The 25,718-nt window shown below is 35.2% G+C and carries 19 protein-coding genes; 14 read left to right on the top strand and 5 right to left on the bottom strand.

Annotated elements, in window-relative coordinates; genetic code table 11:
- Positions 1-5: 5 nt before the first annotated feature.
- The 8 genes from BBI01_RS01175 (at position 6) to BBI01_RS01210 (ending at position 8,934) form a co-directional block, all read left to right on the top strand.
- Complete coding sequence (locus BBI01_RS01175) at positions 6-3,365, top strand: DUF6443 domain-containing protein (RefSeq protein ID WP_065392857.1); 3,360 nt, start codon at positions 6-8, stop codon at positions 3,363-3,365.
- Positions 3,366-3,385: 20 nt separating this feature from the next.
- Positions 3,386-3,928, top strand: coding sequence for a hypothetical protein (locus tag BBI01_RS01180; protein WP_065392858.1), 543 nt, complete (start codon positions 3,386-3,388; stop codon positions 3,926-3,928).
- Between the two features lie 113 nt (positions 3,929-4,041).
- Positions 4,042-4,584 (top strand): hypothetical protein, encoded by a 543-nt coding sequence (locus tag BBI01_RS01185; protein WP_065392859.1) that lies wholly within the window; start codon positions 4,042-4,044, stop codon positions 4,582-4,584.
- A 108-nt stretch (positions 4,585-4,692) separates the two neighbouring features.
- Positions 4,693-5,235, top strand: a complete 543-nt coding sequence (locus BBI01_RS01190; RefSeq protein ID WP_123862041.1) for a hypothetical protein — start codon at positions 4,693-4,695, stop codon at positions 5,233-5,235.
- 83 nt (positions 5,236-5,318) lie between these two features.
- Positions 5,319-6,296: a hypothetical protein gene (locus BBI01_RS01195; protein ID WP_065392861.1), complete on the top strand. Its 978-nt coding sequence runs from the start codon at positions 5,319-5,321 to the stop codon at positions 6,294-6,296.
- 250 nt (positions 6,297-6,546) lie between these two features.
- A complete protein-coding gene (locus BBI01_RS01200) occupies positions 6,547-7,170 on the top strand; it encodes a hypothetical protein (protein ID WP_065392862.1) in 624 nt (207 codons plus the stop codon).
- 48 nt (positions 7,171-7,218) lie between these two features.
- Entirely contained in the window at positions 7,219-8,232 is a 1,014-nt protein-coding gene (locus BBI01_RS01205) for a hypothetical protein (RefSeq protein WP_123862042.1), read from the top strand.
- 9 nt (positions 8,233-8,241) lie between these two features.
- Positions 8,242-8,934, top strand: a complete 693-nt coding sequence (locus BBI01_RS01210; protein WP_065392864.1) for a GNAT family N-acetyltransferase — start codon at positions 8,242-8,244, stop codon at positions 8,932-8,934.
- Between the two features lie 5 nt (positions 8,935-8,939).
- On the opposite strand, the gene BBI01_RS01215 is transcribed toward BBI01_RS01210, so the two are convergent.
- Complete coding sequence (locus BBI01_RS01215; protein WP_065392865.1) at positions 8,940-9,698, bottom strand: XRE family transcriptional regulator; 759 nt, start codon at positions 9,696-9,698, stop codon at positions 8,940-8,942.
- A gap of 77 nt (positions 9,699-9,775) precedes the next feature.
- Here BBI01_RS01215 and dinB point away from each other — a divergent pair, with 77 nt between their 5' ends.
- Together dinB and BBI01_RS01225 are read left to right on the top strand one after the other, a co-directional pair.
- Positions 9,776-10,924 (top strand): DNA polymerase IV, encoded by a 1,149-nt coding sequence (gene dinB, locus BBI01_RS01220; RefSeq protein ID WP_065392866.1) that lies wholly within the window; start codon positions 9,776-9,778, stop codon positions 10,922-10,924.
- An 11-nt stretch (positions 10,925-10,935) separates the two neighbouring features.
- A complete protein-coding gene (locus BBI01_RS01225) occupies positions 10,936-13,983 on the top strand; it encodes a DNA polymerase III subunit alpha (RefSeq protein ID WP_065392867.1) in 3,048 nt (1,015 codons plus the stop codon).
- Positions 13,984-14,040: 57 nt separating this feature from the next.
- On the opposite strand, the gene BBI01_RS01230 is transcribed toward BBI01_RS01225, so the two are convergent.
- From BBI01_RS01230 to BBI01_RS01245, 4 genes are read right to left on the bottom strand one after another with little or no spacing between them, the layout of a single operon-like run.
- Positions 14,041-15,945, bottom strand: a complete 1,905-nt coding sequence (locus BBI01_RS01230) for an AAA family ATPase (RefSeq protein WP_065392868.1) — start codon at positions 15,943-15,945, stop codon at positions 14,041-14,043.
- Positions 15,933-16,436: a hypothetical protein gene (locus tag BBI01_RS01235; RefSeq protein ID WP_065392869.1), complete on the bottom strand. Its 504-nt coding sequence runs from the start codon at positions 16,434-16,436 to the stop codon at positions 15,933-15,935. Before BBI01_RS01235 ends, BBI01_RS01230 begins: the two co-directional genes overlap by 13 nt.
- Positions 16,426-17,526: a trypsin-like serine protease gene (locus BBI01_RS01240; protein WP_065392870.1), complete on the bottom strand. Its 1,101-nt coding sequence runs from the start codon at positions 17,524-17,526 to the stop codon at positions 16,426-16,428. The genes BBI01_RS01235 and BBI01_RS01240 overlap by 11 nt, the downstream gene beginning before the upstream one ends.
- Positions 17,519-18,616 carry a ComEC/Rec2 family competence protein gene (locus BBI01_RS01245; protein WP_065392871.1) on the bottom strand — a complete coding sequence of 366 codons (1,098 nt, stop codon included), beginning with the start codon at positions 18,614-18,616 and terminating at the stop codon, positions 17,519-17,521. The genes BBI01_RS01240 and BBI01_RS01245 overlap by 8 nt, the downstream gene beginning before the upstream one ends.
- Positions 18,617-18,825: 209 nt before the next feature.
- Here BBI01_RS01245 and BBI01_RS01250 point away from each other — a divergent pair, with 209 nt between their 5' ends.
- The 4 genes from BBI01_RS01250 to BBI01_RS01265 all read left to right on the top strand — a co-directional run bounded on the left by BBI01_RS01250 (position 18,826) and on the right by BBI01_RS01265 (position 25,695).
- A complete protein-coding gene (locus BBI01_RS01250; RefSeq protein ID WP_065392872.1) occupies positions 18,826-19,407 on the top strand; it encodes an RNA polymerase sigma factor in 582 nt (193 codons plus the stop codon).
- A 72-nt stretch (positions 19,408-19,479) separates the two neighbouring features.
- Positions 19,480-20,652, top strand: a complete 1,173-nt coding sequence (locus BBI01_RS01255; protein WP_065392873.1) for a FecR family protein — start codon at positions 19,480-19,482, stop codon at positions 20,650-20,652.
- A 229-nt stretch (positions 20,653-20,881) separates the two neighbouring features.
- Positions 20,882-24,328, top strand: a complete 3,447-nt coding sequence (locus tag BBI01_RS01260; protein ID WP_165602196.1) for a SusC/RagA family TonB-linked outer membrane protein — start codon at positions 20,882-20,884, stop codon at positions 24,326-24,328.
- A gap of 11 nt (positions 24,329-24,339) precedes the next feature.
- Complete coding sequence (locus BBI01_RS01265; RefSeq protein WP_165602197.1) at positions 24,340-25,695, top strand: RagB/SusD family nutrient uptake outer membrane protein; 1,356 nt, start codon at positions 24,340-24,342, stop codon at positions 25,693-25,695.
- The last annotated feature ends 23 nt before the right edge of the window (positions 25,696-25,718 follow it).

The following is a 25,718-nucleotide window of genomic DNA, read 5'->3' on the forward strand; positions in this document are numbered from 1 at the left end:
AAACCATGAAGCAATTATTCTATATCATGGGGCTGATATTTGCAATAAACAATATTAAAGCACAGCTTACCAATACTGAGAATTATATTTCAAAAAAGACTTATCTGGATTATCCAACTTTAGGAACTCCTAAAGTAGCCCAAACTGTTGAATATATTGATGGATTAGGGCGTTCAAAGCAGACTGTGAATGTTAGGTCCACTCCTAGTGGGAAAGATTTAGTTAGTTTACAGGATTATGATAAATTTGGACGCGAGGTAAAAAAATATCTTCCACTTCCTCAACAGGGAACTCAGAACGGTTCCATATATTCTAATCCGCTTTCAGTAGGGACCAATTTTTATAACAATGAAAAAGTATATCGTGAGACAATTTTTGAAAATTCTCCTTTAAATAGGGTTCTTAAGGAGGCTCCTGAAGGCTGGGAATGGCAGGGAAGAAGTGTTAATTATTTTGAAAGCCAAAACGACTTGGCAGATAATGTACAAAATTTTCTTACGAACACCAGTATTGTCAATAATTCGATAAGAACAAAAATTACTGACAAAACTAAATACAGTGCAGGTGAACTTTATAAAAAGAAAACCTGTAATGAAGATGGGGCATGTACAACAGAGTTTACAAATGGGAAGGGGCAGTTGGTTCTGTCGAGAAAAGGCTCTTTTTCTAGTACTGAGAGTGATACTTATTATCTCTATAATGATTATGGACAGTTGGCATGGATAATTCCTCCTATAATTGCAGAACGACAGGTATTCACTGATGAGGAACTGAATAAATTCGCTTACGAATATCGATATGATGGTAGGGGCAGACAGGTTGAGAAAAAACTCCCGGGTAAAGACGTAGAGTATATGGTGTATGATAAGCACGACCGTCTTATCCTAAAACAAGATATTAATTTGAGAATAAAAGGTCAGTGGTTGTTTACAAAATACGACACTTGGGATAGGATTGTTTATACAGGGATAACTAGTAGTACATTATCCCGGATTGATATGCAGGCTTTTATTGACGGTTATTCAGGTCCTACAAGTGAAACGCGGGGCGGTAACTTCCAAGCTTCCAATCGCGGTGTTCAATATACCAATGATGCATTTCCTACTAACATAGCTGATTTGCTAATAGTAAATTACTACGATAGCCGTCCTTATTATGATAGTTTTAATGATTTTCCATCGTTTATAATGGACCAAAAAGTTTTAGTGACTAATCAGCAGGAAAAGGCCAATGGTTTGTTATTGACAACTTTCGTAAAAAATATAGAGAATGATGACTGGTCAGAGACAAATATTATCTATGATACCAGAGGTAAGGAAATAGCTACTTACTCAGGAAGCTCTCTTAGAGGACTTACAAAAAAAGAACAAAAACTGAATTTTGCGGGTTTACCTGTTAAGATTGTTACCTCACATACTAAGGCTAAGAATATAGCACCTGATATTATTACAGAGACTTTTGAGTATGATCAGCAGAACAGGTTAAGTAAACACTGGCACCAAGTGAATTCAGAACCTGTTGAATTGCTTACCGAGAATAAATACAATGAAATCTCTCAGGTAGTAAGGAAAATTGTAGGAAATGGTCTGCAGACTATTGACTATGGTTATAATATTAGGGGATGGCAAACACAGATCAATGATCCAGAAAATCTGAATGGAAAATTATTCGGATATAAGATAAAATATGAGAAGCCTTATGATGCTCAGCCAAAATATAATGGTAACATTTCTCAGATTGATTGGAAAACCGCAGATGATGGAATATTACGACGTTATAGTTATCATTATGATAATCTTGATAGGTTGCATCTTGGTGATTATTCTGAACCGAATTCAACAATGCCAGCAAATAAAGCTTTCAATGAAGAATTATTTTATGATCTAAACGGAAATATTACAACCTTAAAGAGGAATGCTTATGTACAAAATGTTGGAGTCCAGGAAATTGATTTTTTAAGTTATACTTACAATGGTAATCAGGTTACAAATATAGTTGATAATAACTATAACTATATGGGATATCCTGAAAGTGCAGGCACTGAAATTCTTTATGATAAGAATGGGAATATGATATCTCATGAAGATAAAGGCATTAAGGAAATCGGATATAATTATCTTAATCTTCCAAATACTGTTAAATTTAATAAGTTATACCAGCCGCATAACGATCCCAATGGTCTTGAACCGGCTGTAACCAAATATGTATATGGAGCTGATGGCAAGAAATTAAGAAAAATTTATACCTATGGTTCTGGACCATCAAATTTAGAAACTACTAAGGTATCAGATTATATTGATGGATTTCAGTATACCGATAATGTACTGAGTTTTGTACCTACGGCAGAAGGCTATTATGATTTTGTACAAAAAAAATATGTTTATCAATATGCCGATCAGGTAGGTAATGTAAGGGTTTCCTACTATAAAGGACCATCTGGTAGTCCTATCATTGATAGGGTGACAAATTATTATCCATTTGGACTCGAGTTTAATGAAAATATTGTACCTTACAATTCTATATCTCCTAATTATAGGTATACGACACAGAAGCAGGAAAAGCAGGAAGATACGGGCTGGAGCTCTTTCAAATGGCGTAATTATGATCCTACAATAGGGCGATTTTTTAATGTAGATCCATTAAGCGAAAAATATGCTTATCAATCTCATTATAACTTTTCAGAGAATAGAGTTGTTGATGCTAGAGAAATAGAAGGACTTGAGTCTTTACCTATGAATGCTAGCAAGGTTTATGAGCACCGACAAAAAAGTGCTGATATTTTAGAGGAACAAGGTAGAGTTGGAGAGGCGGCTGTCTTAAGACAAAAAGCGGATCTTATACAGGAAATAAATACACTGATAATTTCTGCACCCATCTTTGAAATTGAAGAAGTTATTTTGACGGTTAGGGCAACTCAAGGAGTAGGTTTTTTTGGAAGAGCCTGGAATGCTATTAAAGGGATTTTTACCGGTGCTGAAGCTAGTGCAGGAATCGCGGAAACGACTGCAGGTAAAGTCCCGAATCCATATGGTAAAAATGGGGGACCGCTACACCAGCAAAAAATTAAAGATGTTGAAACTGAATTGACAGCAGAAGGATTTACTAAAATTGAGAAAGAGGTCAAGGTTCCTACACCAGATGGAAGTAAGAGTAAAAGATTTATAGATGTCCAAGGTACAAATCCGAAAACAGGAGAAGTTAGGCAGGTCCAAGTAGGCAAGCAAAATAAAAACGGAACTCCAGTATCCAGGGAAAGAAAAGCTCTAGATGATATAGAACAAGCTACAGGAACACGACCCGAATTCGTACCCTATAATAAGGTTCAGCCAAAGATTAAAATTAGGAAAGATGAATTAGAGTATTGAATTATTATTAAACATTATTTATGGCCTCAAAACAATTAAATTTTTATATTACACCTAACGATTATGAAAGAATAAATACGATGATTTCAGAAAATGATATCATCGTACTTTGTAAGAGTAAAATTTTTGCTGATAATAATATAGTATATACAAATAAACTGCCGAATATTGATGAAGAAATTTTTCAAGTTTATTTTACAGATTCAAGATTTTTAGAACGAATTAAAATCTTATCAACTAATAATGGAATTAGATATTTTGATATCGATGAAAGTTATTTATTGGAATTTGATCTTGGAGGATTTTATCCATATGATAGGACGATATTACAACGTTCAAGATTTTATTATGTGAAATCATTTTACAATGCTGAAAGTAATTTAGAAAAGAAATCAGATTTATTTTGTGATTGGGCAGATGGTATAATAAAGAATTTTAAAAATGAAATCCTTCGAAAGTATTCTAAAGAAAAGTACTTTTTTTATTCAGAATCTGCTATTAATTGGATTGAAGAAAATAATGCAATTGAAAAGCCAGGTGGATTAGGATGGAAGAAACCGTAATAATAGACTATAGACCAAATAAATATAGTAAATATGTTTGGTCTTTTTTATCTAGTATAAAATATACAAAGTGTACTATAAGTAGCTAGAATAAACCATTATGAATAAAAGGTATGACGTCAAAACAATTAAATTTCTTTATTACCGATAGGGATCTTGAATTGATTAGTGATTTTTTTAAAGGTAAAAGTGTGAAAATACTTTTAGAAAGTAATATATCAGATAATTATGAGATCCAGGCACTTAATCAATTACCTGATAAAGATATGCAATCACTTGTATATTTATGTGATAGTAAGTTCTTAAATGAAATCGAAATAAAGTCAACAAAAAATGGTGTAAAGTATTTTGATATTCTGAGCAGTTCAATAATGGAATTTAGCTCTGGAGGATTTGATACTGATGACCAAAACACTATTCATAGAGGAAGGTTCTATTATGTAAAATCATTTTATAATAAATTTGATGACCTAGAAAAGAAATCTAACTCCTATATCGAGTGGTGTGACAATATAATTAGAAGATTTAAAAAGGAGTTTTTAAAGAAATATTCTAATGATAAGGAGGACTTATATTCACAATCTGCTATAGAATGGATAGAAAACAATAATGCAGTCAAAAGTGGAGGCGGATTTGGTTGGAAGAAACCATTATAATTGATTATTGACCAAATAAAGTAAATTTATTTGGTCTTTTTTTATAGCAGTGTAAAATATACAAAGTGTGCCATAAGTAGCTATAATAAACAATTATGAATTAAAGACATGGGATCAAAACAATTGAACTTTTTTATCACTCCCGACGAGCATAATAGAATTAACGAGATGATTTTAACAAAGAATATTATCGTAATTCTCAAACAAAATATTTCTGATAAAGGGGAAGTTATTATTTCAAAAACTCTACCTACTATAGAAGATGAAATATTTCAAGTATATTTATCAGCACCTCAATTCTTAGATAAAATTGAAGTTCTTTCAACAGATAATGGAAAAAAATATTTTGATATTCTTAGAAGTTATTTGTTGGAATTCAGTTTAGGAGGGTTTTATCCTTATAATAAAAATCTTTTGCACCGTGCCAGATTCTATTATGTAAAGTCATTTTATGATAAATATGATGATCTGGAACAGAAATCTAATTCTTTTTGTGAGTGGGGTGATAGTGTAATCAGAGACTTTAAAAAAGAATTTTTAAAGAGAAATTCTGATGATAAGGGTGACTTATATTCGCAATCTGCTATAGAATGGATAAATAACAATAACGCAGTTAAAACTGGTGGCGGATTAGAATGGAAGAAAACTTAATAAGTTTCTACGGCAAATGACGTATCCATACAATATTTAAATTGAGAAAAAAAATAGATTGAGAATGGTTTAAATTGAAAATTATGAAGAATAGCCCATATGTGACTTTTAGCAACGATGAATTGGTAAAATCGGAGATTTTAAGAAGGAATTTAAATATATCTGAAGTAGATTTCATTAGTATCCAAAAGTGGTTCGACTTATTACTCCTCAAGCATGAGAAAGCGACCAGCGATCGGGATACACAATTAGTGGCAGAAAAAGAGTTAGAGACTAAATTTAATGAATTAATTTCTTCGGAAATCGAAACAAAAAGCTATAGGTATATTCTTCCTAGATTACTGACTTACAATAATATTTTTCATGACAGTTATTTGCGATCTTTATATATAGCGAGATTAGGTGCATTACTATGCGATAACCTCATTCCCAAACTTGTTAATGACAAACTGATTCTTTATACACCAGAGGATTTTATGCATGTTACCCTTTACCTAAAGGACCATTATTTTGTTTCTCCTAACAGCAATCTTCTAGAGGACACCCTTAAAATAGAAAGTGTGCGTAGTATTTTAAAGCAAGCTTCAGTTGAAATCAAGTTTGAAACATTGAAGAATATCCTGCATATGATTTATCAGAAGACTTTTCATCATGATATCATCTGTTTTAAGAAGATTTTAAAATTAGTTTCCCAAAAAGATGTTGGCTTAATTGATTATCTGAAAAAATATCAAGTTGAAAATGGGCAGGGCTGTTACAAGATTATTCATGAAATTCTAAACTTGGATTTTTCCAAAGAAGTATGGGATGACTTCGAGATAAAACTTGAGCTAATTAATTTTCTTGATTTGGGTCGTGGTACTAATCCTTCTTCAAGCTGGACTAAGAAATTTCAGGAATTAGCAGTAACTATTGATACCAAAATGTTTTTAGAGATTTCACGAGCTATTTTGAAGAATGAAAATTGTAAAACTTATGAACTTTCTTACGGTGCGGTATGGGGTGACGATGTGGCTAAACGATTTTTAAAATCTGCTGAATGGATTAAAAAGCTTATTTAGAGTGTAAAATTATGATGACTGGATCGATCCGAAACTCAGATTTAAAATTTTTAACTTAACCAATATTAAACTTAGTTCTGTTTTACAGTTTATTAATTTTCTTCAATATTTCCTGAACTAGTCTTTCGTATTTTGAGAATATGGTTAATTTAATATTTAACCATTTGTTATTTGGATTTTAAATCATCTGGTACTATGATAGAAGTTTGTATATCTTAATTTTTCTATATTTGCGACCTAAAACTAATAAATGCGAAAACTTTCTGACGAGGAAAAGAAGTTTACTAAAGAGCTAGTAAGGATTTCTACTCATTCCCAAAATGTTTTTTTGTCTAACATAATAGATAATGAACTTACGAATACTGATGTATTTCTAGATTATGAAAAAAATGAAGTTTATTATCATTTCGATAAAGAAATATATGATCACAATCCTGGGCAATTTATTGAATTAGCGAGGTCATTCTCTTGGAAGATGATTCGATATTTTCATTTACTACAATATTTTCAAAAAATGGAGATGTTATTCCTATATCAGGAAAGTCCAATTGAAAAACAATCAAGATTCGGAAGATTAATAAGAGGTAGAGTTGTTATTCCCAATAAAATAAATGATACTGAAGCAGCCAAGATCATTTTGGAGTATTCTAGTAAAACTATATTGATCAATACTTCGCTAGTCGAATATGTAAATAATGATTTTCAAACTGTGGATGACATACGAAACGAAAAAGAAATTACTTTGTCTGAAGAAAATCTGAAAGTAGCTAATAAAACATTAAAAACAGCACAACTAACAATGTATATTACGATTTGTATAGCTATAATAACAACTATAATCAATCTGTGGCTAGCATTTAAACCATCCCATTAAGCTAAGAAACTAATAATGAATAACAGGCGTAATTATAACCAAACTAGCATGTTTTCAACTATAATAAAGAGTATTTTTAAATCCAAAACAGCTAGTACCGCATTTTTGTTACTATTACTCAGCTATATTTTGGGATTACTGAAATTTTCAGGACTATTGGATCTGGGATATATGGAGCTTAATTCAGATTCAGCCGTTACTATTTTAGCTATTATTTCATTTCTTTTAGCAATTGCACTTTTAATGTATTCCTATTTAGATGGTGCTTATTTAATGAAGAAGGTGAAGGAAATACATAATAAAGTAGAGTATGAACTTAACCAAACCCTAAACGAACAATATGATCAAGAACAACTTGAAGCACATGTAGAAAAAGATATTAAGATATTAAAAGAATTAAAACAGTTAGAATTCGACAAAGAGCAGAAAAGTGAACTTTTCAATCATTTTAAGGAAGCTTTTAAAATTAATATAGATAAAGACTTCTTTGAAAATCTAAATTTAAATATCAGTAGAGAGCTTATTTCAGAAAATGAGCAACAATTAAGAAAGATTTATCTGACTATTGGATCTATTAAGGAGCGTATTACCAATGAAATAGTTAAATTGAACCTAAAATCCAATATAAATTTGGTAGTTGGGTCTTTTATGACAATAATTGCCCTAGGTTGTCTTGGAGCAATTGTATATGAAAAGCATAATAGTCTAGAGACAATAGAAAAAATTCTATCCCATTATATCCCCCGAATCTCCTTCATTTTATTTATTGAAGTGTTTGCTTTTTTCTTTTTAAGATTATATAAGTTAAATTTAAATGATATTAAATACTATCAAAATGAACTTACAAATGTTGATTTGAAAAGCACAGGCTTATTGTCTGCTATTAACTATGGGACAGAAAAAGATATTGCCAACGTAATTAAGGAATTAGTAAAGACTGAAAGAAATTTCATCCTAAATAAAGGACAGTCAACGATTGATCTTGAAAGATTTAAGAACAATGAGGCTTCTACTGAAAGACTTTTAAAGATCTTCAAAAATACCATTAACCTTAAAAAGTAATTGAAAAGGATGGATAGACATCAGCTTAAAATAAACTTTAAACCAAGCCAAAAAGACCTTAATGAAATTTTTACATGGACAACATTCCCAAGGAACAATTGGTCAGAGATAGAGAAATGCTACAATAATAATTGTGTTGTAGTTGCTTACTATAAAGAAAAACCTATAGGGTTCATTGCTTATAAATACGCTTCGGTTTGTATTTATGTATCAATTGCTGAAACGTTGCCCGAATTTAAGGGAAAAGGTGTGTGTAAATTTATTGTATCAAAAATCATAGAAAGATATAGAGAGAGCATATTTAAAGCACTATACCTGCGTTGTGCACCTGCAGAATCTCAATTTGCATGGGAGAAGATGGGTTTTACATATTATCCTAAGCGAGCTAGAGAAAACAGAAATGAACTTTATATGTTTCTGGTTTTTGGCGATGTCTGTCAAGTTCAACTCTTGAATGAAAATCAATCCCTTCCTGCTAATGTTATCGAAATTTGGGATAGAGAACTTCCACATGAAGACATAAAAGCTAAATGGTATGTGGAGTTTGATGTATGGGATGGAACTAATAGTTTGATAAAACCTTTTATTTTCTTCGGAAATGATAAATGGCAAATCAAAGTTAATGGTGAGTATTACCGATATAAAGATTATAACAGAAAGAGTTCAGTTCATGAATGTTTTTATATTGATACAATCAGATAATTATTTTATTTATTCTTCAGGTCATCAATTTGCTGCATTAGCTTTATGAGTAGATTTTTGATATCTTCGTTTGTGGCATCTAACATTTTCTGTTCCCGGTTGGTAAAGCTTCCGGCATATAACCAGATTTCTTTTAAATCGTGGAATGGGATCTCCAGATTAGCATAGAATGGATTATCAGATTTTACGGTGATCGAATTTCCATTGATAATTTCAAGACGTTTGAAAATAAACCCATCCCGGGTAACCAATAAATACGTTTTTCCAACAGTCATATCAGTTATATCTTCTATGTATTGACCGATAATGTATGTACCATCTTGGTAGGGTGGCATTGAATCACCCTCCACAGGAAATGCTCTGTACTTTCCATTATGGAGAAAAGGTAAGGACATTGTCTGTAAGTTTTCAATATATTCAGGATCGGAATAACCGACTAAATAACCCATTGAAGCCTTATAAGGAATAATTTCGATTTTATTTTCTCCTTTGCTGTCGGTTTTAATAGGTAATAAAATCCGGTTATCCGGCAATTTTAAGATTTCCTCTAGTTTATACTTCCTCAGGTCAACCGTAACCAATAGATCCATACTGACTCTATAGTAGCGGGCAATCCTCAATAATATCTCAATAGGTGGTTCACTGGCACCTTCTTCATACTTGCTATATCGGGCCCTTGTAATAACCAGATGGTGAGCAACAGCTTGTTGGGATACTTTCAATTCATTCCTCAAAAAGCGCAGATTATCAGACAGTAATGACATTGCTATAATTTATAGCAACAAAATTAGTTTATTTTGCTAAAAAACGTAGCAATTTTGTAAAATAAAACTTGACGGATATGCAAAGGGCTATTGTACATATGGATCTGGACACCTTTTTTGTGTCCTGCGAAAGGCTGGTAAACTCGCAGCTAAAAGGAATTCCACTGATAATTGGTGGGGGAGTTCGGGGCGTCGTTTCCTCCTGCAGTTATGAAGCCCGTAAGTTCGGGGTGCGTTCTGCTATGCCTATGGGGATGGCGTTGCGCCTCTGTCCACAGGCTAAAGTCGTCAAAGGCGATATGGAACTCTATTCGAAGATGTCCCATACTGTCACCGAGATTATACAGGAAAATGCACCTGTCATGGAAAAGTCGAGTATCGATGAATTCTATCTTGACCTTACGGGCATGGACAAGTTTTTTGGTGCCTACAAATGGACCAATGAACTCGGTGCCAAAATTGAAAAGGAGACAGGATTGCCAATCAGTTATGCATTATCGATCAATAAAACAGTTAGCAAGATAGGAACTGGCGAATCCAAGCCTCATGGTCATCAGGAAATTCCTCCCGTTGGCGTACATTCTTTTTTGAGTCCCTTACCCATAAAAAAAATGCCGGGCGTGGGAGATTCCACGTTTCGCCTTCTTTCCCGGGTTGGTATAAGGACTATCGGAACGCTCTCTGAAATGCCCGTCGATGTACTCCAGCAGATGATCGGAAAGAATGGTACGGATCTTTGGCGAAAAGCCAACGGAAATGATGATTCACCTGTAGTACCATATTCGGAGCGGAAATCAATCGGAAAAGAAAGAACTTTCAGTAGCGATACGATGGATATTAAAGAAGTCAAAGGTCTAATTTCTGGGATGGCAGAAAATCTGGCGCATCAGCTCCGTCAGGAAAAATGGCTGACATCGACAGTAGTGATTAAAATAAGATATAGCAATTTTGATACGGAAACCAAACAATGTCGGGTAACCTATACCTCAGCAGATCACACCTTAGCAAGAGTTGCTTTGGAACTTTTTGATAAAGTCTATTCAAGAAGAATGAGATTGAGATTGGTAGGACTTCGTTTTACAGATTTAGTCCACGGAACTTATCAAATGAATTTATTTGAAGATACAGCAGAACTGATAAACCTTTATCAAGCTATGGACAATATTAAGAACCGTTTTGGAAGTGATGCGGTTGGCAGGGCAGTAGGTTTCAATTTTTCACGCTAAAATGCACAAGTATGTATCTCAACTGCCATTCCTACCACAGCCTTCGTTATGGAACTCTTTCCATTGATGACCTTGTTTCCCAGGCATCAGCTTTGGGAATAGAGGAACTTGTTCTCACTGATATCAACACGGTTACGGGTCTTTACGAGTTTAAGAAGAAATGTGAGGATAAGGGAATACGCCCAATTGCAGGAATTGAAGTTAGAAAAGAAGGAAAACTGCTCTATATTACCATTGCTAAACGTTTTGAAGGACTGGCAGAAGTCAATAAGATCCTGACTGCTTATAATTGTAATGGGACTGAAATTCCGGATCAACCAACCCTCTACCATAATTTTGTCATTTATCCCTTATCCAATAGACCTGATATATTGAAGGATCATGAGTTTATTGGTATCCGGGAGGAAGAACTTAATTTATTGTTCAGGCGAGAATATAAGGCACTCATATCAAAAATGATCATATGGGAACCTATTACCTTCTCTACTAAAAAAGAGCATAACCTACACCGGATATTGCGGGCTATCGACAACAATGTACTTCTTTCCAAACTCCCCGAAAATGAAGTTTGCAGCAAAACTGCATATTTCAGGGAACCGAAGACAATTCTAGGTGCTTACCGGAATTTCCCTGTAATTATTGAGAATACAAGGGAGTTGTTGAGACAATGCAGCTTTGAATTTGAATTTTCGACACCTAGAAATAGGAAACACTATACAGGCAGTAAAGCGGATGACCTTAAATTATTGACACGGTTGGCTTATGCAGGATTGGAAAGAAGATATGGCAGAACGAATGAGCAGGCGACCAAAAGGATAGAAAAGGAATTAAAGGTGATCGATGAACTCAATTTCAGTGGGTACTTTTTAATTACCTGGGATATTATCCGTTATAGCAACAGCATGGGCTTTATGCACGTCGGGCGTGGGAGCGGAGCCAATAGCATCGTTGCATACTGTCTTGGGATAACCGATATATGTCCGATTGAATTGGATCTCTATTTTGAACGCTTTTTAAACCTCAATCGAAAAAGCCCGCCGGATTTTGACATCGACTGGTCCTGGCAGGAAAGGGATATTATTCTGGACTACATCTTCAATCGTTACGGTAGAGAGTTCGTGGCATTTTGTGGAACCAATGTAGAATTCAAGTATCGTTCTATTATCCGTGAGGTAGGTAAGGCATTTGGGCTTCCTAAAGAAGAACTGGATCAACTGTCAAAAAATCCTGAAAGGGTATTTCAGGATGAGGTTATACAAAAAGTCCAACAGTATGGTAAGCTGATGGAAAAATTTCCAAACCAACGCAGTATGCATGCCTGTGGTATTCTGATTTCTGAGGAACCACTGACTAATTTTACTGCTTTGGAAATGCCTCCAAAGGGGTTTCCCATTGTTCAATGGGATATGCATGTCGCTGAGGACCTCGGATTCGAGAAATTTGATATCTTGTCCCAGCGGGGGCTTGGTACAATCAATGATACAGTCAAACTTATTGAAGAAAAACGCGGTATTAAGGTTGATATTAAAGATACAGCACTATCCAAAGATGAAAGTAGATGTAATGAGTATTTGGCTCAAGGACATACAATAGGTTGTTTTTATATTGAGAGTCCTGCCATGCGTGGACTGTTACGAAGACTGAAATGCGATAACTATAAAGTACTTGTTGCTGCATCTTCCATCATACGTCCAGGAGTTGCGCAGAGTGGCATGATGCGTGAATATATTTTCAGGCATAACAATCCAGATAAGTTTGAATATTTCCACCCAGTCTTTGAAGAGCAATTGGGGGAGACATACGGCATTATGGTCTACCAAGAAGACGTGATAAAGATTGCTCTGCACTATGGTGGCCTAGCAGCGGCAGACGGTGATATCCTGCGAAGAGCAATGAGCGGAAAAGGTAGGTCATTAAGTGCACTTCAAAAAGTGAAGGATCATTTTTTTGCATCTTGCAGGGAGAAAGGACACCCAGAGGAGCTGAGCAGGGAAATTTACAGACAGATAGAATCATTTGCAGGCTATTCGTTCTGTAAAGCCCACTCGGCTTCCTATGCGGTGGAGAGCTACCAAAGCTTATATTTAAAGGTATATTACCCATTGGAGTTTATGGTTTCTGCAATAAACAACATGGGCGGATTCTATCGAACTGAAGTCTACGTGCATGAAGCAAAGATGTCCGGTGGTAAGATAATGAATCCATGTGTTAACAAAGGGGAATATGAGACGACTATCTATGGGAATGAAATCTATCTGGGATTGATGTTATTGGAAAAAGTTGAATCAAGACTGGCCATTGAGATACCAAAAGAGAGGAGAAGAAACGGAGATTATAGATCCTTGGAAGATTTTATAAAACGGATTTCTGTTGGAATTGAAACACTGCAAATATTGATTTTTATCGGGGCATTCCGTTTTACAGGTATTCCGAAAAATGAACTGCTTTTAAAAGCAAGAGTGTTATTGGGGGACTTTAAACCCGAACGGAACTTGCAATCGTTATTTGAAGAGCCTATAAAGGATTTTAAATTTCCGGAGCTAAAAAGAAATAGATTTGAGGATGCATTCGATGAAATAGAGATTCTTAGTTTTCCGGTTTCCTGTACTCCATTTGATCTGTTACAGACAAAATATAGAGGAACCGTGATGGCAAAAGATCTTACCGATCACCACAAAAAGGAAGTGAAGATGCTTGCCTATCTGATCTCACGAAAACATGTGCCTACAAAAAAAGGAACCATGTTCTTCGGAACTTGGATCGATGTGGAAGGGAACTATTTTGATACGGCACACTTTCCTGACTGCCTTGAAAAATATCCTTTTCAGGGTGGGGGATGCTATTTATTACTAGGGATAGTAGAGGTGGACTTTCACTTTCCAACAATCACGATTACCAAGATGGCAAAAATGCCCTTTATCGCAGATCCGCGTTACTCACACGATGAAGAAAAGAAATACGAGGCGCAGGCGAAGATTAGGGAAGATGTCAGTATGACCTTCAGGGCTCCTTATCCACAAGAACATGAAATTGGTCTACCGAGAAATAAAATGGAATAATAGAGAGAAATTGTTTTTTGTTGAATTTCTCTCTATTAGTTTATTGAGTAATGTTATTTAAGAATTGGATTTTAAAATAAATATTCCATCCTCTTTAAAGAAACGTTCAACAACGTATTTTTCAAATGATTCTGGAAATTTACCATATCCAGTTGTTAAAATAACTTGATATGGCTTGATTGTACCATCTTCCTGTTCTCCAAGCTTGATGGCTTCCTCCAGAAGTTCAAGATTTTGATTCAGATGCGCAGTATCTATTCCTGAGTCCTCGGGAGTATCAATCAATAGGAATCTAGGATGTTTAACCGAAGGAAGCTTCAGAGCTAAAGAGAGAATGGAAAAATAATACATTAAACGTTTGGGCACATCGCTACTATTAGCTTTGTATTCCTTATTGTCTATAAATGGCATATAATCTTCATCAATAAATGCCTCTTTGCTTTCGTAAGATGATTTACCTAACAAATCATTATAAACTTCATTAAACATTCCAATGGTCTCAGTGTTGTTTTTGTCGTAATCGGCTTTGGCTCTATTCAGGCTAGCCTGTGCAATTCCAAATGCTTTATTCTTTTCATCAAAATCGTCTTTCAGTTTTTTGAGCTGCACACTGTTTTTTAGATCGAATATTATTTTAAGGAGCTGTTCTTTAGAATTAATTATTTGTTCATTTAGAGTATCCACCACGGTTGAATTCCCCGCAAACTCTGCGGTTCCTATAACAGTTTTGAGCTTTTCCTTATAATCATCAATAAGGCTTATGTTTGTTTTAATTTGTTCACTTATCTGCTGAGCTTCTTTTTCATAAGTTTCTTTCGCCAGTTCAATTGCTGTGATGCTTTTCTGCTTATGGGCAAGAATATCTTTGTACTCACTAGAGTTATAGACAAACTTTTCATAGTCATCGTCTTTAAATTTCGATCCACAAATACAAGCGCCTTCCACTGTTTCTTTTTTGTTCATACAGAACGGACAGACTTCCATCGAAAAGAGATCCAGCTTGTCATGCGTGAAAATAATTTTTTGAATCTGGTGTATTTCCTGCAATAATCCTTCATGCAGTTGAGTGACCTTTAGTTTCTCATTTTGCAATTTACTCAATAAGATTCTATCTTGGGAGTTTTTTAATTCTAGGTCGATCAGCTGTAATTGTATGTTGGACAATTCTCCAATTTTATCGTCGACAGTTGTGTTTACCTTCAGGTAATCATTACGTTCAATCTCAAGCCTTTCTAGTTCGGTGTTTTTTTCTAATCTGAGTGCGTCTAATTTTTCATAATCTTCAACGATCTCATGATTTGATTTATAATTTTCAAGTAATGCCTTAGCGACATCCCTTTTTTTCATTGCAGCTCTAGCAAGATCAAGTTTTTTAAAATAGTCAGCGGAAGAAATTCCGAGTAGGATCTCAAAAATAGATTTTCTGACAACTATAGAGTCTGCAACGAAATTCTCAGCAACGGGTGATTTGTAAATCTTACGCGGTTCAGTGTTCTGATCGTAGTTTAGGAGTCTAAAAAGATCATTAAAATTAAAATACCAGTGAGTTGCTCCAAGATATAGCTCAAAGACAGGTATATTAAGCTTTTTCAACAACCAGTCAGAGAAGATGACGTTTCCATTTCTGTTAACAGGAAATACTTCCGTAGAAATTCCATCATCCACGAATATTTCAGATTGATTGATAAATCGCTTTATCGAATATTTATTCTGATCAATCAATATCTCCAACTGTACATAGTTATTTTCATCTTCGATAATCAATGAATATCGTGCATCATCGTTATCGTCGTCAAAAGGTTTAATTTTGCCTCCTAAAGCATATTCGATAAAATAACTGAATGTACTTTTACCCGAACCATTGTCGCCAAGAATGATATTAATCCCCTCGTTTAATTCAGGAGATTCATACGAATACTTTTCCCCTGAATAAATTACCTTTTTAACTATTAAACTTCCCACGTCAATATATTATTATTTTTAAATATTTTTTCTACGAGCTTCGCAATTGTTATACTTCTGACACCGGTAGTCATAGTGCTTCTTAAATCTTTAACGTTTTGCGTCTCTTTTTCAAAGATCCGCTGATCTAAAAATTCCGGTGGAATTTGCTCTTTATTCAGCCATAAGTCGATTGTTCTTGAGGATTGATTTATTGATACACGTATTAAATTTTTATTTTTTAGTATAATAACTAAATGATGCATCAGTTTTTTCTTTATTTGTGCCTTCACATAGATGTCCGCTAATTTTTGCTGTTCAAAATTTTGGGGTATACCACCCTCATTCACAAAGTCGACCAAATAGGCAATCTTTCTGAAATCCCTAAATCTTGTAGCTTCCGATGTACAATCGAAAGAGTTTAGCAATAAAATAGTACTGTAAGCTAGATAATTGTAATCCTCTTTCTGGATAAACATCAATCTTTTTTTTGCTGAGTTTCTACTTTGCATATAAACCTTCTTTATCAAATGAGAGGTAACATTCGTTTATCAAATCCAAGACAATCTGCCTTATTAGTTCATCATCAAGAACAGGGTATAAATATTTTTTTGATTTTGTTTCCAATATTTTTATACCTCTTTTGGTAAATTTCTCAATAAGTTTATTTATCTGGTCGGAACTTAGAATTGCTTCTTGGTTTTCTTCGATAAAATCTTCTAATTCTTCCTGACAAGCTTCAAATATTCTAAATTTTATTGCGCTCATATCTCTGTCTAAAATGCTTGAAAGCTCAGACTTCCCTAGGGCGAGCTGACGGCATAGTCTATTAATTTTTAGCTGAGAATATTCACTATTTACGATCTTAATTTTTTCAATCAGATTCCTTTCGTCTGTTACTTCAAGTTCATCAAATTGCTGGCTCGCCCAAGTATCACCGAGAGAATCTGCAATGATATCGGTGAGCTCCATTCCGATGAGCGCAGCTATGTCGGTCATTTCACAACATTTAATATCATCATTAATTGCATCATCTCCTTTGACACTTTTGAGAATACCTATAAGGTGTAGGCCCGTTCCATTCAAAATAAAGGCTCCACTTCCAGACAATCCTTTGGCGTCATCTGCTCCAGCTTTAAAGGTGTCTTTCTCCGCTAAAGTGATTCGAAACTCCTTACTAGAAATTTCATTAAGAACTCTGCTCTTAAAAGTTCTGCATTCATTCTTCGACACAGATTGGAACCCCGTAAAATGGACAGGATTATCTATTTTAAATGTAGTGGATGCTAAAATAATCGGGAAGGTACTATCAGGATCACTAAAATTTGCTTTTATGACTACCCAATCATCCTGCTTACAAGAGCCAACAATCTCTATAATTTCAATTTTTGAAAATGGTTTATTGAATGCCGGTTGCTGTTCAATAACGATTTCATGTAGCTTAACGTCTTGGTCATTGTCACCGTATATACAGTGGTAAGCTGTTATAACGAAGAATCCTCCTTTGCCTTTAACCAATGCACCTGTACCGTGATTCACAATCTTTTCATCAACAACAATGGTGATCCTAACACATGGCTTATTTAAAAGTTCTTCACTCATTTTCAAAAACGTTTATATTTTCAATCATTTGCCAATTTCCCAACGCCCTATCTTCATCATTTACAAATTCTCCCGCTTTCATCCGAATCTTTTCTTCTTTATGGTTAAGGTAGATCTTCCGCAGATTAGGATAACATTTCTCCACTCTATAAGGATGGTGGATTATTCGGGCAATGGTTTCTCTATCAGGATGTGTGTGATCGGAATTTCCTCCATTAGTAGATATTATATAGTTATCACAATCTAATAGATCAAGCAATTCATTTGTTGTATTATTTTTACTTCCATGATGTGAGACCTTCACGTAGTCTACAGATAATCTATTATTTTTAGAGTATCCCTTTGATTTAAGCGTTTCTACAATAAAATGTGGGTGAGCGTCCCCCAGGAACAATACCGACATATCAAAAGTCTTGAAGATAAAAGCGATGGATGAGCTATTTGAGATATCCGTCATTATTTTTTTTTCTGGAGTGTCATCCTCTTTGGCTAGATCAGGAAGTGATCCACGACTAATCTGGGAGGGTGCTACTGCCGAAATTGATAAATCTTCCAGTTTTTTGTTATATTCGTCACTTAGCGAGGGCCATTTCTTATAAAGCTCCTCAAGGATTTCAGAAGAAGGCGAAATAATTTCTATTTCTACGCCGTCCGGTAGTTGAGGAATAGTTCCAACAACAACCTCGTTAACCCATTTATTTGTTACTTCGCCTTTATCGATAAGAAGTTCTTCAAATGTTTTTGCTTGTGCAACACTTATGTTTTCTCCTGATGATATAAATTTAATGTTTTTGGAGTTGAACCAATATTTTCCTATGCTTTTAGGATCAAAATGCTCACTTTTTATAAGCTTAATCAGTCCAGCTATATGATCGGAATCTATATGAGTAAGAATAACAATGTCGATGAAAGGAATTTTTCTAACTTCCTTCCTTAAGACCTCGTCATAAGTTTTAGCCGTTCCACCATCAATTAAAATATTAAATGGTTTTTTCTGACTGTCGAATGTTTTAATAATAATAGAGTCGCCATGGTGGGCTGGTAAAACTATTACTTTTGTCTTATGTTCATTTTTTAAATCGTGTTCCACTAAAAAATAGAGTTAATATGGTTATATCAGCGTTGTAAAATAATGATAATATTTTATTCGAACAAAATATTAATCTATAATATATAAAATAATTGACTCCTTTTATATAAGTGTTGCTATAACACGTGTTGGAAATTGCCTGGAACACTTCCTTTTTTTATTTAGTAAAAAATATCTAACTTTACATAACATTCGCCAATAGCCTTGATATGACATCCAGATTTAAGATCGATGAAAAGGCACTGCTTCTCCAATTTCAAAGCGGTAATAAATTGGCATTTGATCAGATTTTTCGGCTATATAAACCATCACTGACCTTTTTTGGTAATAAGATCTTATTAAATTATTCTCAGATAGATTCCCAGGAACTTGTCCTTGATATTTTCATGAAACTATACGAAAAAAGAGCATCATTTGAATCTCTACAGAGTATAAAAGCATTTTTATATATTTCGACAAAGAATATTTGCCTGAATGCAATCGAAAAGGAAAAAGTTAGGCTGAAACGAATAGATACCTATTTGCATAATTTTGATGAAGCTGAGGACAATGTTCTAAATAAAATTGTCCAAACAGAAGTGTATCAGGAACTGTACCAAGCTCTTGAACTGTTACCTGAACAGTGCCGGATCATCATGCTGCAATTGTTCGAAGGCAAAACTGCCAAGGAAATATCAGAAGAACTTTCAATTAGTGTCAGTACCATCAACAGCCAGAAAGCCAGAGCAATTTCGATCCTGAGAAAACACATCCCTGGTGCAGGAATCGCACTTTTATTACTTTATTTCTAAAATTTTCATTTTTTTTCAATTTCTTTTGGACAAACACGATCACTTTCCTGTTTCTATATAAAAAAGGAACCAATGGAAGAGCGTAGATTTAATGAAGAACTTACAATAGTACCATTGCTTGCAAAGCGTGCAAGGGGAGAAGATCTTACAGATCTGGAGCAGCAGGCAATTAAGATATGGCTTGCGAAAAGCAAATCGAATCAGGAGCTGTTCGATGAACTACAAGATCCACAACAGGTAGGCGAGAATCTCGCTGATTTTGCAACGGCAGATTCTACCACGGAAAGTAGTCTGGAGAAGCTGCACATCCTATTGGATCAACGTGAACGTAGATCTGCCCAAAAGCGAAAAGGTTGGTTTACAGCTATTGCTGTTGTGCTTGCTGTTGCGGTTTCTTCAATGTTCTATATAAATTATCAGTCAGATGGTAAACCAGATCGTACAGGGTCACCTACAATAGCTACTGATATACTACCAGGGACAGATCAAGCTATATTAATTTTTGATAAAGGCGAAACGATCCAATTAAATAGCCAAGCTATTGAGATTGATAATAAAGGCACCTACTTTGCTGACGGCAAAGCCATAGCATCAGACAGTATGCAATATGCGACGCTTTCCACACCCCGTAAAGGAAAATCCAAGATTACACTTCCAGATGGCACGAAGGTCTGGCTCAATGCGGAGTCATATCTAAAATTTCCTTCGCGGTTTCCCTTAAAAGACCGTATGGTGGAATTGAACGGGGAGGGATATTTTGAGGTAGCACATGACAGTAAGAAACCATTTATTGTGATCAGTAATGGACAGCAGGTTAAAGTTCTTGGAACCAAATTCAATATCAATGCCTACGAAAACGAAGTTTCTATCCAGACTACGCTGGTCAGCGGCAAAGTTGAACTCACCAATTCGCAGAACACTACACCGGTTATACTAAAACCGGGTCAACAGGGAGAGCTTTTTTCGCTCTCTTCCGTATTTCTTGTTAATAATGTGGACACCGAAGCTTTTACTGCATGGACAAGAAATGATTTCCAGTTTAATGGTATTCCTTTAAAGGAAGTCTTTAGGCAGCTTGAACGCTGGTATGATATTGATGTGGATTACAGTCAGGTTCCTACTATAACAGTACATGCCACAATAAGCAGAGAAAAGAAATTATCCTCTGTTCTATATACATTGGAACAGATTACCAACTTAAAATTTGACGTACAGAAAGGAAGGAGGCTTACCATTATCAGATAAAAACGAATTACTGTTTCATATGTTGGCCTGAAAAAAGAAGCCGGAGTGTTCGAGCACTCCGGCAATCGGGTCTATATACAAAAGTTTTGAGCAACTAAATACAAACAAACCCTACAACAAATCTATGAAAAAAGATCATTTTTCCCACAGGGAAAACATACCCATCTCAATGGATATGTTTTCGAGGAGAAATCTGCTGCGCATAGGCATAAGGAGCAGTCTGTTCTTTATGCTACTCGCCAGTGGAACAGCCGTCAAGGCACAGCGTATCAGTCTGTCGCTGCAAAAAGCACCGCTGACAACTGCTATTGCGGAAATCCGTAAAGCGACGAAGTATGATTTCGCTTATAATGACGACCTATCAAAAAAGGTAGGACCGATCACGGTCGATTTAAAAAATGCCACATTGGAGGAGACCCTAAGAACACTCTTCAATAACAAACCCATTGCATTTGAAATTGCTGACGGTATCATAATCCTAAAGGAGCGGAAAACTACCAATCCGAAGAATGTTCCCAATTCAAAAAAAAAGGGAACAATAGAAATCATCAGAGGCAAGGTCGTCGATGAACACGGCAATCCTTTGGTTGGTGCCACTGTTCAGGTCAAAGGAAAGGACTTTGCCACAAAATCAGATGTAAACGGAAATTTTGAAATTCCTGATGAGTATACCGATTCCATATTGCAAGTATCCTATTTAGGATTCGGACAAAGAGAAGTCAATACAAGATCAGCAGCTAACATTATTCTTACATCAAATACAAACCTGATCGAGGAAGTATCTGTAACAGCCAGCAGTGGTTACCAGAGTATACCGAAGGAGCGGGCAACAGGTTCATTTTCCAAAGTAGACAATGCTACTTTCAATAGACAGGTTTCAACCGATGTGATCAGTAGACTAAAAGGTATAGCGCCTTCAATACTATTCGACGAACGTTCCAGCGTTCCCAGACTTACCATTCGTGGTCAGGCTACGATCTTCGGGAATGACCAACCCTTGATTGTGGTTGACAATTTCCCTTATGAGGGCGATATCAACAATATCAATCCGAACGATATCGAAGATATAGACATACTAAAAGATGCAGCAGCTGCTTCCATCTGGGGCGTTCGTGCCGGTAATGGTGTGATTGTCATAAAGACTAAAAAAGGACAATCAGACCAGCTCATGAATGTAGGATTTACCACCAATGTGACGATAGGACAGAAGCCCGATCTCTGGTATATTCCCAAGATAGCATCCACAGATTTTATTGACATTGAAAAGATGCTTTTTGAGAAAGGATTCTATAATAACATCATCAGCAATACAGCTTCAAATAGACCCTACTCACCAGTTGTTAGCATTCTGAATGACCAAAAAAACGGAAAGCTGACAGAAGAACAGGCTACAGCCCAGATTGATGCGCTAAGACAATACGATCTACGAAACGATATTAATAAGTACCTTTATCAACATAGTATCAAACAACAATATGCTTTAAATCTGAATGGAGGAACAAAAAAATATACCTATTACTTCTCAGCAGGTTTTGATAAAAATAGAGATTCAGAGAAGGGAAACGGATTTAGTCGGGTAAGCTTAAACAGTAATCAAGTTTTCAGACCGATTGAAAAACTAGAAATATCCACAGGACTCTCCTATAACCAAAATAATAGATCTACCTCCAATGTAGTTTCCATGTTAACCAATATGGGACAGGAAATGATGTATCCTTATGCAAGGCTTGTTGATGACAATGGTAGTCCGGCTGTAGTTATTAAAGATCATAGTGTATTATTGAAACAGCAAGCGCTAGGTGCTGGACTGCTCAACTGGGATTTTGTACCACTTTATGAACTGGATTATCAGGATAATAAGTTAAAGCAAGCGGAGATAAGATTTAATACAACAACCAAATATACATTCTTACCATATTTATCTGCTGAAATTCGTTTCCAATATGAGAATCAACAAACCAGACGACGGAATTACTATAGTCAGGATAGTTATACAATGCGTGACCAAGTTAATAGATATACAACATTTACAAATGGAGTAGTAATGACCCGTAATATACCATTGGGTGGCAGGCTAGATAATACCAGTTCTGAACTCAGTGCACTAAATGGGCGTTTCCAGCTAAATTATGATCAGAAATGGAATAAGCATCAAGTAAATGCTATTGCTGGATTTGAGGTAAGGGAAACAAAAAGTAATGGCATTAGCTCTCGACAATATGGCTTTGATCCTAATGTGGGGTCAAGTATTATTGTTGATTACCTTACCCGTTATCCGCAATATGGTAAAGGAGGAACTGCTTTGATTCCAAATAATGATAACTATTCAGGTATAGTTGACCGGATACGTTCATACTATGTGAATGGGGCTTATAATTATGATCTCCGTTATGTACTCTCTACCAGTGCCCGTATAGATCAATCCAATTTATTTGGGGTAAGAACTAATCAGAAATCTGTACCATTATGGTCTACTGGGTTGAAATGGAATGTTAGTAAAGAAAAATTTTATAACCTGGAATGGTTGCCAGAATTAAGTGTACGCTCCACCTACGGATATAGCGGCAATATTGACCGTACTACAACAGCATATACTACGGCACGACTATCCAGAAATAGTTATAACAGCTTACCGAACGCAGAATTAGTTAGCCCACCTAACAAAGATTTACGTTGGGAAAAGAATAGAATGTTTAATGTTGGAATAGATTTTTCTACCAAGAATTACAGATTGACGGGGAGTATTGAGTTTTTTAATCGTAAAGGGGTTGATTTGATTGGAAATGGTGACATTGACCCCACAACAGGTTTTACATCATTTAGGGGGAATTTAGCCGATATGAAAGGGAAGGGGTGGGATATCGAACTGAATTCCGTTAACATACAGAAGAATAATTTTAGTTGGAAAACCACGTCAATTTTTTCTTATGCAAAAGATGAGATTCTAAAATATAGGAGATCAACAACCATAACAAATTTTGTGACGGATAATAGTATTTCTCGGGGAACTTCACAGTACAATCCAGTTGTTGGCCGTCCGTTATTTAGTATATATAGTTATCCGTGGGCAGGCTTAGATCCAGAAACAGGCGAGGCAAGAGGTTACCTAAATGGTGAACCATCCAATCAATATACGCAGATTACAAAACAATTAGCAGAAGACCCTGAAAATAGGCTTATCTATCATGGAAATGCGCTAGCACCTTATTTTGGAGCCTTACGTAATACAGTTAGCTATAAAGGAATTGATCTGTCGTTTAATATTACATACCGTTTTGGTTATTATTACAGAAGATATTCAATTATGTATTCAGATCTATATAACAGTTATTACGCGCATGGAGATTATTATAATAGATGGCAGAAACCCGGAGACGAGCTGATTACTAACATTCCCGCAATGGTTTATCCCGGAGTAACTGTAGCAGATCAATATTACCGAAATTCTGAGGTTCTTGTTAGTAAGGGGGATCATATAAGACTCCAAGATGTAAATATTTCTTACACCTTAAATCCACAGTTTACAGGTAAGCTCCATTTCAAAAGCTTAAGGTTTTTTGCATATATAAATAATGTGGCAATACTATGGAAAGCTAATAAAGTAAAACTAGACCCAGATTTTCCAAATGCAAAACCTATTAGGACTGTTGCTATTGGTGTGAACTGTAACCTTTAATAAAAATGGCCATGAAAACGCAAATAAATATCATAATAATAAGTACCATGCTGATTTTATTTTCTGCATGTTCAAAAGACTGGCTTGAAGAAAAACAAGATATTAAATTAATAGTCCCAACAACAATTGCTGATCTGGATTTATTAATGAACTCCAATATGCTTGCTTACGATGGACGCGGAGCGTTAGAAGCATCTAGTGACGATTTTGAAATGACACAGGAACAATACAACTCTTTATGGTATGATTTTGAGCGAAAATTAATTATATGGAATATTGACGAATTCCCAAAACTTGGCACCTTAATGCATGAGGAGTGGGAGGTTGCATATTCCCAAATACAGACCTGTAATGTTGTATTAGAGGCCTTGAAGAAAATTACTAGAACTGAAAGTAATGGAATGATTTATGATCGTATTAAAGGAAGTGCATTATATCATAGATCGCGACAATTTTTGAATCTAGCGATGACTTTTTGTAAATATTATGATCCTTCAACAGCAGATAAAGACCTTGGAATTGTACTGAAACTTGAGGCCGATATAAATGAGCCTGTAAAACGAAGTACATTGAATAATACCTACTTTCGAATTGTGGAAGATCTTAAGACAGCAGCGCTTCTACTACCTGAAAATCAAATCTCGATTACTCACATTACAAAAGGAGGAGCATATGCGCTTTTAGCGCGAACCTATTTATACATGAATGACTATCAAAATGCTGCGGAGTCAGTTGAACAATCTTTGAGATATCATTCTTTATTAGATGATTATAATACTATCGACAGCAGCAGTTCTTCACCATTGCTAAATAAAAGTAAGGAACTGCATATCAGAATTGAAATGACAGCCCCCTACACGAGTACAGGATATGGATCGGTTATACCATCTGAATTATATCAACTCTACAAATCCGATGATTTAAGAAAGACTTTGTATTTTAAAATTCAAAATGGAAAACCTATATGGCGTGGAGCGTCAGTCTCTAACAATCTTACCGGTACAGCAACTGATGAGGTTTTATTAATAGGAGCGGAATGTTTTGCAAGGCTTAATAATAAAGATAAAGCTATGGAACTGCTGAATACTTTGTTGGTAAAGAGATTTAAAACAGGAACATTTATACCAATAATTGCTACTACCAATGATGAGGCACTTGATATTGTTCTCGTTGAAAGGAGAAAGGAGCTATTGAAAAGGGGATTAAGATTTCAGGATCTTAAGAGATTTAATCAAGAACCAAGATATGCTAAAACCTTGTATCGTGTTATTGGAAATGATATGTATACTTTATCTCCGAATGATCGACGTTATATTTTTCCTATTCCCCAATACATAATAAATTATAATAATATAGAACAGAACTAATTTGTTTGGTATTAAAATGAACT

The sequence above is a fragment of the Chryseobacterium artocarpi genome (assembly GCF_001684975.1).
Taxonomy (GTDB): domain Bacteria; phylum Bacteroidota; class Bacteroidia; order Flavobacteriales; family Weeksellaceae; genus Chryseobacterium; species Chryseobacterium artocarpi.